The 10391-nt window shown below is 35.3% G+C and carries 11 protein-coding genes; 7 read left to right on the forward strand and 4 right to left on the reverse strand.

Annotation, left to right across the window (positions count from 1 at the left end; genetic code table 11):
• Positions 1–241 precede the first annotated feature (241 nt).
• The gene (gene radA / locus OZD70_RS01060; protein WP_275020303.1) at positions 242–1585 is read left to right on the forward strand and encodes a DNA repair protein RadA; all 1344 of its coding nucleotides are present in this window, start codon (positions 242–244) and stop codon (positions 1583–1585) included.
• Here the strand turns inward: radA and ftsY are convergent.
• Complete coding sequence (gene ftsY / locus OZD70_RS01065) at positions 1572–2483, reverse strand: signal recognition particle-docking protein FtsY (RefSeq protein ID WP_182183751.1); 912 nt, start codon at positions 2481–2483, stop codon at positions 1572–1574. The genes radA and ftsY overlap by 14 nt on opposite strands.
• 192 nt (positions 2484–2675) lie before the next feature.
• On the opposite strand from ftsY, the gene iscU reads away from it, so the two are divergent.
• The 4 genes from iscU to hscA are packed head-to-tail and all read left to right on the forward strand — an operon-like array spanning position 2676 to position 5669.
• Positions 2676–3068, forward strand: a complete 393-nt coding sequence (gene iscU / locus OZD70_RS01070) for a Fe-S cluster assembly scaffold IscU (protein WP_096617533.1) — start codon at positions 2676–2678, stop codon at positions 3066–3068.
• A 10-nt stretch (positions 3069–3078) separates the two neighbouring features.
• A complete protein-coding gene (locus OZD70_RS01075; protein WP_182183748.1) occupies positions 3079–3492 on the forward strand; it encodes a HesB/IscA family protein in 414 nt (137 codons plus the stop codon).
• Complete coding sequence (locus OZD70_RS01080; protein WP_164224977.1) at positions 3485–3943, forward strand: iron-sulfur cluster co-chaperone HscB C-terminal domain-containing protein; 459 nt, start codon at positions 3485–3487, stop codon at positions 3941–3943. Before OZD70_RS01075 ends, OZD70_RS01080 begins: the two co-directional genes overlap by 8 nt.
• A complete protein-coding gene (gene hscA / locus OZD70_RS01085) occupies positions 3921–5669 on the forward strand; it encodes a Fe-S protein assembly chaperone HscA (RefSeq protein ID WP_275020295.1) in 1749 nt (582 codons plus the stop codon). Before OZD70_RS01080 ends, hscA begins: the two co-directional genes overlap by 23 nt.
• Before the next feature lie 7 nt (positions 5670–5676).
• On the opposite strand, the gene lepB is transcribed toward hscA, so the two are convergent.
• Positions 5677–6423 (reverse strand): signal peptidase I, encoded by a 747-nt coding sequence (lepB, locus tag OZD70_RS01090; protein ID WP_338062925.1) that lies wholly within the window; start codon positions 6421–6423, stop codon positions 5677–5679.
• 295 nt (positions 6424–6718) lie between these two features.
• Here lepB and OZD70_RS01095 point away from each other — a divergent pair, with 295 nt between their 5' ends.
• Together OZD70_RS01095 and OZD70_RS01100 are read left to right on the forward strand one after the other, a co-directional pair.
• Positions 6719–7918 (forward strand): phosphoglycerate kinase, encoded by a 1200-nt coding sequence (locus OZD70_RS01095; protein WP_275020298.1) that lies wholly within the window; start codon positions 6719–6721, stop codon positions 7916–7918.
• Positions 7919–7967: 49 nt separating this feature from the next.
• Positions 7968–8786: an EndoU domain-containing protein gene (locus tag OZD70_RS01100; RefSeq protein WP_275020301.1), complete on the forward strand. Its 819-nt coding sequence runs from the start codon at positions 7968–7970 to the stop codon at positions 8784–8786.
• A 29-nt stretch (positions 8787–8815) separates the two neighbouring features.
• On the opposite strand, the gene OZD70_RS01105 is transcribed toward OZD70_RS01100, so the two are convergent.
• Positions 8816–9781: an RluA family pseudouridine synthase gene (locus OZD70_RS01105; RefSeq protein WP_275020308.1), complete on the reverse strand. Its 966-nt coding sequence runs from the start codon at positions 9779–9781 to the stop codon at positions 8816–8818.
• A 112-nt stretch (positions 9782–9893) separates the two neighbouring features.
• A partial coding sequence (locus OZD70_RS01110; protein ID WP_275020072.1) for a transposase occupies positions 9894–10391 on the reverse strand: 498 nt, incomplete at its 5' end.

Raw genomic sequence — 10391 nt, forward strand, 5'->3', positions numbered from 1 at the left:
ACATTTACTTGGTGTAGAGTTAAGTTTCCTGGATCCAAGTAGTCAAGCTACTCGGATGACAAAAAAGGGGCTACTTGGATCCTAGAGGGAAGCGTTCGTGCAATTATTGTGCATGAATTTAAATAGCACAACTTATGACAATTATCTTCGCACCAAAATATTTGTGAGACTCAGTGTTTAGATTTACTTCGCCTATTCAGCTAGTTTTTATTACAATTATAACAAAATAATTTTGGCTCTGATGAAAACTGTATATGTATGTCAATCCTGTGGTCATAGCACTGGTAGGTGGGTAGGGAAGTGTATTGCGTGTGACAATTGGGATACAGTTGTTGAAGAAATAGCAGTAAAAACGGGCAAAAAGAGTATATCTGTGCCAATTTTAATAAAGACGTTATCGGGTAGCGAAATTATCACTCCAAGTCGTTTTCTAACAGGAATAGAAGAATTAGATAGAGTTTTTGGTGGAGGTATCGTTCAAGGTGCTAGCATTTTGATTGGTGGTGAACCTGGAATTGGAAAATCTACCCTGTTGCTTAGAATTGCAGCTAATGTTGTGCAACTTTCCTCCTTTGAATGTCTTTATGTATCTGGCGAGGAATCTTTAGAGCAAGTGAGCCTCAGAGCAAAGCGTCTTGAGATAAATGAACCTAAAATTAAGCTTTTATCTACAGTGTCTTTAACTGATGTAGTAGCAACGATAAAGGAAAATAAAAGTATTAAATTTTTAGTAATTGACTCTATACAAACAATGTATGATAGCAGAATTACATCAGCACCAGGCACTGTAACCCAGGTTCGTACTTGCGCTCATGAATTAACCATTCTTGCGAAACAATATGGTATTTCTCTTTTAATAGTTGGTCATATAACTAAGGATGGACAAATAGCTGGACCTAAAACTTTGGAGCATATGGTGGATACGGTATTATATTTTGAAGGTGAAAATAGCAATCAATATCGCATTTTGCGTACTATTAAAAATAGATTTGGCCCTGCAAATGAAATTGGTGTTTTTGAGATGTCTGAAGCAGGACTAGTGCCTATTGATAACCCATCATCATTGTTTCTGATGGCTCATGACAGAGAAGTAGTTGGTAGCGCTGTATTTGCAGGAATTGAAGGTTCAAGACCAATTTTAATGGAAGTGCAAGCATTAATAGCAGGGACTAATATGGCAACCCCAAGAAGGGCAGTAGTTGGATGGGATATTAATCGATTGGCTATGATCATTGCGGTGCTAAATGCTCGTTGTAAAATGTTTTTGCATGATAAAGAAGTGTACCTAAACATTGCAGGGGGACTCAAAATACAGGAACCATCGGCTGATCTTGCTGTTGCTGCTTCCCTTATTTCAAGTGTAGTAAATTTACCGCTGCCAACTTCCTCAATAATCTGCGGTGAAGTTGCACTTTCAGGAGAAATTAGGAATGTCTCGCATGCTGATCTCAGACTAAAAGAAGCACAAAAGTTAGGATTCAAAAAAGCAATTATGCCTAAAAATGGTAATTACTCTTCTCATGATATTGAGATAATTAAGCTTGGTCACGTAAGGGAATTAAGAGAAATTTTTAATTACAATTAAATAATGCTTCAGCAAACTCTTTACTAGTAAACTCCTTTAAGTCCTCCATACTCTCGCCAATTCCTATAGCATGTAACTTTACCTTATAAGCTTCTGCAAGGCCAATTACCACTCCGCCTTTAGCAGTGCCATCTAACTTTGTTATAATTAACCCTGTAACACTAACCATCTTACTAAATGCCTCTAATTGGCTATAAGCATTTTGGCCGGTAGTTGCGTCAAGAACTAAAATAACATCATGAGGGGCAGTGTCATCCAATTTCTTTATCGTTCTATATATTTTTGATAATTCCTCCATAAGGTTCACATTATTTTGCAGCCTTCCTGCTGTGTCAATTAGAACAACATCAACGTTATCTTTTATAGCTTGACTTACAGCCCTATATGCCACACTTGCAGAGTCGCTACCGTACTCTCCAGTAACGATAGAACAACCAGAGCGTTCTGCCCAAATATTTAACTGCTCACTAGCAGCAGCTCTAAATGTGTCACACGCAACAAGCATAACGGATTTTCCCATCTCCTTATATTTATATGCGAGCTTACCTATAGTTGTGGTTTTACCGTTACCGTTTACTCCACATACCATTATTATATGTGGTTTTTTATTTAAAATTAACGGTTGCACGACAGGGTTTAATATAGCTTCTATTTCGTTCATTAACTGCTGTGTGATAATGTTATGTTCAACCTCCTTGTCAAACTTGATGCTTGTGAGCCTGTCAATAATCAACTTGGAAGTTTTATGACCAATATCCATGCTAATTAGCAATTCTTCTAGCTCATCTAAAAGCGACTGATCTAATTTTTTTTTGCCAGAAAAAATACTCTTTACTCCATCGCTAAAGCGCGAAGAAGTTTTCAACAAGCCTTTATAAAGATTACCAAATAAACTCAAGGGAATACTCCTTTTTAGATCATAAACTTAATTACAATATAGAGAATGACACGCACTATATGTATTTGTAAAGTAAAATGCACTCACTTTGCGGGTATTTTGTGAGTAAAATATACCGTTTGCTAGTGTATTTTACTTTAGTTTTTAACCTAAATATGTTATAATATAAGGCAGTGGTTTATAGGTAATTTTATGAGTTATAATGAGAAAATTTTAGATCATTACGAAAATCCAAGAAATGTTGGCTCTCTGGATAAAAATGATCCAAATGTTGGTACTGGTTTAGTTGGTGCACCATCGTGCGGTGATGTAATGAAATTGCAGATAAAGGTCAATGACAAAGGTGTTATTGAAGATGCAAAATTTAAAACTTTTGGTTGCGGTTCTGCCATTGCTTCAAGTTCTTTGTTAACAGAGATGATTAAAGGAAAAGCTATTGAAGATGTGACACAGATAAAGAATACTCAAATAGTGGAAGAGTTGTCTTTACCTCCAGTGAAGATACACTGCTCGGTGCTTGCTGAAGATGCTATAAAGGCTGCTATTCATGATTATCAAAGCAAACAAAGTAAAGGTGGACATTGAGAACTAAAGCATGAGTGAATATCAAGAAGTAGGCGGAGGTGAAACTGTAAAAAAGAATAAAAAGCTTATCACTATAACTGCAAATGCAGTGGAGAGAATAAGGTATTTATTGGACCAAAAGAAGCATACTAACCTTGAGAAACCGGAAGAAGCGATAGGAATAAGAGTGCTAATTAAACAAAAAGGATGTTCTGGTTTAAAATATGATATTGAATATGCGTATGATACTCGTCCTTTAGAGTCGATAATTGAGGAAAGCTGCAGTGATGACCAAAAAGTTAAAGTGTTGATCGATCCAAAATCCGTCATGTTTATTCTTGGCTCTGAAATGGATTATGTAGAAGAAAAATTTTCATCGGGTTTTGTTTTCAAAAATCCCAATGAAAAAGGAAAGTGTGGTTGTGGAGAGAGTTTTCATGTCTAGCAGCTATTTTACATTGTTTGAAATTGAACCAACTTTCAATATCAGCTTTGATGAGTTAGAGAAAAAATATATTGAGCTAAGCAGGACTGATATAAACGAAGGACAATCTAAAAATATAATTAATATTAACAAGGCTTATCAAGTGCTAAAGTCACCTCTAGAACGTGCCAAGCATTTGTTGAATCTTTTTGGTGTGGAAAGCCCAAAGGATCATCCAAATTCTGAAATATTAAATGAATCAATGGAAATAAGAGAATATTTGCTGGACTGCGATGATCTACAATTTGCAAGTAGGATGGTTGATGAAAAAATAAAAGATTGCGTTAAAAACCTAATTAACACTTTTGCTGTAAAGAATTTTGATGGAGCTGCTACACAAGTCTTAAGATTGAAATATTTATATAAGTCATTTGAGGAGGTGAAGAAAAATGCAACCAATTCAAATTTCTGAACCAAATTCAAGTGAAGTAGTTTTTGGTATAGATCTTGGTACCACCAATTCTTTAATTGCCATGGTAAATAAAGCTGGCAACGTGGAGATATTTAAAGATGAGCAGGGAAGAGAGCTACTGCCTTCTGTTATTTCGTATGAAAATAATACATTGAAAACTGGCTGTGACGTCGGTCAAAATGCAATCTACTCAATAAAGCGTTTAATGGGTGAAAGTGTTGAAGAATTAAATAAAGAAGGCCTCAATTTTGAAATAGATAACGAAAGTGAAAAAGTTATTAGAGTAAAATGCTCAGAGGAGAAGTATCTTACTCCTGTTGAGATTTCTGCTGAGATATTAAAAGCTTTATGCGAGAGGGTAAAAAAATCCACAGGGATAAAAGTGAAAAAAGCAGTAATTACTGTGCCAGCTTACTTTGGAGATTCAGCACGTAACGCAACTAAATATGCAGCAAAATTAGCTGGCATAGAAGTTCTTCGCCTCGTTAACGAGTCAACCGCTGCAGCGCTTTCTTATTCCATTGAAAAGAACAATAACAGTGGAATATATGCAGTTTATGACCTTGGTGGAGGAACATTTGATATTTCAATATTGAAATTACATCAAGGAGTATTTCAAGTCCTTGCGGTTGGTGGTGATACCAAACTCGGCGGTGATGATTTTGATCACCTACTAAGTTCAATTGTACTTGATAAGTACAGAGAAAAAGTAGGTTTAAACAAGGAGTCGACAACACACCTTAATGTCATTCCAACACATAACGCTGGAATCTGCAATATCCGTACCGCGAAAGAATACTTAAGTGAAAATGCATCAGGCACTTTTGGCTTTAACATTAACGGCAAGCCGTTTGAATGTGAAATCACCAGAGAAGAATTTGAACAGGCAATAAGTCCTTTAGTTAATAGGACTATCAATATAGTCACTCGTACTGTAAACGATATAGATCTTAAAATTGATGATACAAAAGGAGTAATTTTAGTTGGTGGTGCAACTAGAACACCATTGGTTCAAAATTCACTAGTCAAGCTCTTTGGAAATAAAGTACTAAGTGACGCAGATCCAGATAAAGCAGTGGTCATTGGAGCAGCTTTGCAGGCTCATTCTGTTCTCCTTGATGTTCTACCCTTATCACTTGGTATAGAAACTATGGGAGGCATAGTTGAAAAAATCATACCAAGAAATACGCCACTGCCAGTTTCAGAGATAAAAGAGTTTACAACTTATGTTGATGGGCAACCAGCAATGAAAATTCACGTTTGTCAGGGAGAACGTGAAATGATAGAGGATAACAAATCTCTAGCGCAGTTTGAACTAAAAGGTATACCGCCACTGCCTGCAGGTTCTGCAAGAATTGAAATAGAATTTACAGTTAATGTTGACGGAATCTTGACTGTTACTGCAAGAGAAAAAGCTACTGGAATTGAGCAGACAGTTGAAGTAAATTCAAATTTTGGCTTGAGTGAAGCTGATGTTCAAAATATGGTTAACCAGTCAATAAACAGCTTTGATGAAGATATGAAGGCTCGTTCCCTTGCAGAGGCTAAAATTAACGGTAACAAGCTCATACATCTAGTTGAAAATGTTTCCACTGATCAAAAGTTGAAAAACCTATTACAAAACGCAAAAAACGCTTTACAAGGCAATGACTTGAATGAAATTAACAACGCTATCGCCGAGTTAGAAAATTCTTCTTTAGAGTTGTGTGAATTAACAAATAAGTAGAAAAAGCTTACACAACCTTGTGCAATACTCTATTTAATCTCAGGGCAACAGGTAGTCTGAAATTAAATGGTGACCAATCGACCTTTCCTAATTTAAATGATAAACCAACTATGCTTACATGCCCAATGATATTTTCCATTGGTACAAAACCAATTTCAGGAAACCTGCTATCCAAAGAATTATTTCTATTGTCTCCCATAACAAAAAATTGATCGTTAGGCACATAATAAACTGGAGTATTATATGATAGCTTATTGGAGACGTTATCTATCAAAATCTCATGTTCCTTGCCACTTAAAAGCGTTTCTATATATCTTGGTATGTTACGATTTGACTCATAATCAACAAAACTTTCAATTTGCCTTCGTTCTACTTTCTGATCATTTAGGTATAATTCTCCCTCTATCATTTGCACTTTGTCACCTGGTGTTCCTACTACTCGCTTAACAAACCTGATGCTGTCATTTCTCGTGGGTTTGAAAACTACTATGTCGCCACGCTTTGGAGGGGTATAAAAAATCCTGCCGCTAAAAATGTTTGGAGAAAATGGAAGTGAGTGTTTACTGTAACCGTATGAATATTTACTAGCAAAAATGTAGTCCCCTTCAAGTAGGGTGCTTTTCATTGAACCAGAAGGTATATGAAATGGCTCGAATAAAAAACTACGTATTGATAGCGCAATCAACAGTAAAAAAAACAATGAAGATAAAAATCTTCCCGTTCTTATCACCCAGTTTTTGCTTAGTTCTTCCAACTTTGTTTTTCTTATAGATTAAGCTTATTATAATACATAAATTAAAAAATGGTAATATGAAATTTTACTTGTGAATGTTATTCCTCTATTCAAAACAATTTTGAAAAGGCGGTTCATTTCTTTCAACGGCGTCATCCAAGTAGCGTGACACATAACTGTACGAACATTGCAATTTGCAGTGGCAGATGAAAGTAGCTGACACCATCTGGATGCAAATTTCCTTAAACGTTCGTAAACTTAAAACTTTACTTTGGGTCAAACTGCTGTATAGTGGCTTTATAGCTTTAGTTTTACAATGAATATACCTAGTATAGAAAATTGTGATCTTCACAATAAAACCGTCTTACTCAGAGTTGACTTCAATGTTCCTATAAAAGATGGAGAAATTCGTGACGTCACTCGTATTTTGAGAGCATTGCCTACTATTGAGTATTTAGTGAATGCAAATGCAAAGATTATTATTATATCGCATTTCGGACGCCCAAAGGCCAGAGACAACAATCTGTCGCTAAAAAATGTAATTGACACTTTATCGCAGTTACTAAATAAAAAAGTGAAATTCATTGATGATTGCGTTGGCGAAAAAGTGCAAAAAGCAGTGAGTGTTATGGATGCAAGAGATATAATATTACTAGAGAATCTAAGATTTTATAAAGAGGAAGAGCAAAGTGACTCAAATTTTGCCAAACAACTAGCATCTCTAGCGGATATATATGTAAATGATGCATTTTCTTGCTCTCACAGAGCTCACGCTTCTATTTCGCGCATTACAGAATTTTTACCTTCCTATGCAGGATTTTGCTTGCAAGATGAGCTAAAGTATCTTGAAAAAGCTGTATCGTTTAAAGCTAAACCTATTACTGCGATAGTTGGGGGAGCCAAAATGTCAACTAAGATAAAAATGCTTATAAAGCTAACAGAAAAGGTTGATTACCTAGTTCTCGGAGGTGCAATTGCTAATAATTTTTTGTCATTTAGCAAAGTAAATATAGGGAAATCTTTCTTTCAAAATGGTGTTGACGACCTTCTACATAATATTATTGAAACAGCAAATAAAAACAATTGCAAAATAGTTGTGCCAGAAGACGTTCTGGTTGCAGTAAACTCTGATTACAGCACTAGTATTTCAAGAAGAACTGAGTCCATTTTGGACGGTGATATAATTTTGGATATCGGACCACAAACTTTGAGTACAATAAGCAGTATAATAGCAAGCAGTAAGGCTCTGCTGTGGAATGGACCTATTGGTGTTTTTGAACATTCAGCTTTTGCAAGTGGTACAATAGGGATAATGAAAGTCGTAAGTGACTTAACGCACAAAGGAAAATTAACTAGTGTAATAGGGGGAGGCGATAGTCTATCTGCAATAAGTGCTGCAGGCCTTACCGATAAGGATTTTACATATGTTTCCACTGGTGGAGGAGCATTTTTAGATTGGTTAAGCGGCGATAAAATGCCGGGAGTTGCTGCTCTGCAAAATGCACTCAACAATTAAAACTTTTTTAAATTGTTTCTTATAAGCTAGCTTTTTTGTGAACATGATTATGTCGAAGACAGTTAAACTAATTTTGTGTTTAATAATACCAATAATAGGATTTGTTTTTTATATTAAGGATCATTATTTTCACACCGGCTATGTGGAAGAAAATAATTTTGAACCATTTTTCAGTTCACAACCAGGTTATATACCACCGTTTCCAGAATTAACTGACTTCGATAGAGGAGTGTTGAAAGTTTGTGGAGATTGGGGAGCACATCCAGATAAAGAAGATTTCAAAGTTTTACTTGATTGTCCGCAGCATCAAGAAGTAGTGAAAGGAATATATGATAAGCTTGATCATCAAATTGTCACACCAGATGCGAATTTGGAGTTATTTAAAGATGAACTGGCTAACATTTGGTTTACAAATAGTGGAAATGAAAAAGAAACTATAGGGTTTGGACATATTTTTTGTGGTGAGCCAAACGATAAATTAGGTGGTATGCATTTTGTAGGTAGATATGTTGAAGCTCAAGAAGATAAATGGGCAGGTGCAATTTGGAATGATAAGTCCCTATGCAATAAATCAGATATTAAGCCACCAGTTTATACATTTGGAATGAAATATTTAGGTAAGGATGGGAAAGTGAAAGTTAAATGCCCAAATGGATATGCATATAATCTTCATGCCGATGATATTTTAATTTCTGCAACTAAGGCGTTTAAGGAATTAGGAAAAGATGGAATATGCCTATATAAAATGGAAGATGACAATTATCAATCAGTATTTATAAGAAAGAATGATGCTATACTCACGTTCTATCCTGACTTAACACCAAAATGTGATGATAAGAGTACTAATTGTAGTTGCAATAAATCTTAATTTCAAAACCAATAAGTTGATTTTATACTTCAAAAATCAGGTAAACCTTTCTTGGGTATATTTTCAAACTCACCAATTAAAGTTTTTATATCTTGCGGTAAATCAGAGACAAATTCCATGTATTCCTTGCTTTTTGGGTGGTATAATCCTAATTTATAAGCATGTAGTGCTTGCCTATTGAAATTAAGAATAAAACTAGAGTTTTTAGCATATTTTGTGCTTTTACTACTATTTTTTCCGTAAACTTGATCACCAACTATAGAATGTCCTATGTGGCTCATGTGGACTCGCATTTGGTGCGTTCTACCTGTTTCTAAAGTGCATTTAACCAAGCTTGCTTGTCCTATAACTTTCTCTACTGAGTAATGAGTGATTGCTAATTTTCCGGTTGTTTTTGTAACACACATCATTTCTTTATTACCACGCTTTGGAGCAATGTTAGTTTCTATAGTTCCCTGCTGGGAAGATAATGTTCCCCAAACTACTGCTAAGTATTCCCGCTTTACTTTGCGATTTGATAACAATTCAGACAAGAAACTATGGGCTTCCTCATTTTTTGCAATTACCATAAGTCCACTAGTATCTTTATCGAGTCTATGAACAATTCCTGGTCTTACATCAAGGTGAGCGATAACTGCGTTCAAGAGCGTATCATTGTTTGTCCCAGCACCAGGGTGCACTGTTAATCCACTCTGTTTACTCAGAACTATAATGTCATCATCTTCATAGACGATATCAAGTTTTATGTCATAATTAGGCTCAATTGATGTGGATATGTCAGGTTGAACTAGATGCACCACATACTCTTCATCTGGTTTTACTATGTAGTCATTATTAATTATCGGTGTGCCAAGTAATTTCACTTGCTCATTTTGTATCAATCTTTGAGCTTTACTGCGTGATATGTTGCATTTTTCAGCTATATAGGTGTCTAACCTTAATTTCTCTTTATCATTATTAACATTTAAGGTTATTACTGAGTGATCTATAGTGATTTACCCCGCGCCATTTCCCATGCTGCTTGAATATTTTGATTTACGAAATCAACTTTTGTACTAGGAAGATCACCTTGTTTTTTAATATGGCAAGTTGTTTGAGAGCCATCTTCTAAGAAACTTCCTTAACTAGCTCCTCTTGTTGCACTAAAGTATAGCCAAATTCTCGTGCCTTTTTGATCAAAAATTTTACAGCTCTCTCCTTATATCGTATTTCATAGTATTCCATTCCTTTTTTTACATATTCTTGTCCGTATTTGAGCATACTATAAAATATGCATGCTATTTTTCTTGCAATAGCTGTTATTGCTTTTGGTGCTCCTAATCGTTTTTTTAATCTTCTGTAGTATGCACCCAATGAACTTTTACTATTTCCTACAGAATTAGCAGCCATTCGAAATGCATTCGCAGCACGATTAATGACTTTACGCGTTCTTGTGCTAAACACTTTTTCTCCTGTAATTTTATTGGCAGGGCTGAGTCCTAACCACGATGAAAAGTGTTTTTCTGTTGACCATTTATTATGGTTTATACCAGTTTCTGAAATTATAGTCTGTATACTTAGTATATCAAGCCCTGGAACTTTAGTAAAATCCATACCAGTTATTCG

Origin of the sequence: Wolbachia endosymbiont of Drosophila tsacasi, from assembly GCF_028982115.1 — a bacterium.
Lineage (GTDB): Bacteria > Pseudomonadota > Alphaproteobacteria > Rickettsiales > Anaplasmataceae > Wolbachia > Wolbachia pipientis_B.

What these genes read in the sequence shown, in the direction of transcription:
- hscA (WP_275020295.1), top strand. Translation starts at nt 3,921, where the DNA reads ATGCAACCAATTCAAATTTCTGAACCAAATTCAAGTGAAGTAGTTTTT.
- OZD70_RS01100 (WP_275020301.1), top strand. Translation starts at nt 7,968, where the DNA reads ATGTCGAAGACAGTTAAACTAATTTTGTGTTTAATAATACCAATAATA.
- OZD70_RS01080 (WP_164224977.1), top strand. Translation starts at nt 3,485, where the DNA reads ATGTCTAGCAGCTATTTTACATTGTTTGAAATTGAACCAACTTTCAAT.
- iscU (WP_096617533.1), top strand. Translation starts at nt 2,676, where the DNA reads ATGAGTTATAATGAGAAAATTTTAGATCATTACGAAAATCCAAGAAAT.
- OZD70_RS01075 (WP_182183748.1), top strand. Translation starts at nt 3,079, where the DNA reads ATGAGTGAATATCAAGAAGTAGGCGGAGGTGAAACTGTAAAAAAGAAT.
- OZD70_RS01095 (WP_275020298.1), top strand. Translation starts at nt 6,719, where the DNA reads ATGAATATACCTAGTATAGAAAATTGTGATCTTCACAATAAAACCGTC.
- radA (WP_275020303.1), top strand. Translation starts at nt 242, where the DNA reads ATGAAAACTGTATATGTATGTCAATCCTGTGGTCATAGCACTGGTAGG.